This window comes from Rhizobium sp. PEPV16, assembly GCF_008919455.1.
Taxonomy (GTDB): Bacteria; Pseudomonadota; Alphaproteobacteria; order Rhizobiales; family Rhizobiaceae; genus Rhizobium; species Rhizobium leguminosarum_Q.
The window spans coordinates 1-359 of record NZ_VSZV01000007.1 but is presented as its reverse complement, the minus strand read 5'-3'; the positions used below and the strand labels follow the sequence as shown (position 1 = coordinate 359).

Annotated in this window: 1 pseudogene; it reads left to right on the top strand. The window is 61.6% G+C overall.

From position 1 onward, the window contains the following. Positions 1–359: pseudogene (locus FY112_RS00040) on the top strand (ATP-grasp domain-containing protein); the annotation flags it as partial.

The following is a 359-nucleotide window of genomic DNA, read 5'->3' as shown; positions in this document are numbered from 1 at the left end:
CGCGAGGCGATGGCGGCCTTCGGCAAGGACGAGGTCTATCTGGAAAAGCTCGTCGAGCGCGCCCGCCATGTCGAAAGCCAGGTTCTCGGCGATACGCACGGCAATGTCGTACATCTCTTCGAGCGTGACTGCTCGATCCAGCGCCGCAACCAAAAGGTCGTCGAGCGCGCGCCGGCGCCCTACCTCTCTGAGGCGCAGCGCCAGGAACTCGCCGCCTATTCGCTGAAGATCGCGGCGGCGACCGATTATATCGGCGCCGGCACCGTCGAATATCTGATGGATGCCGATACCGGCAAATTCTACTTCATCGAAGTCAATCCGCGCATCCAGGTCGAGCATACGGTGACCGAAGTCGTCAC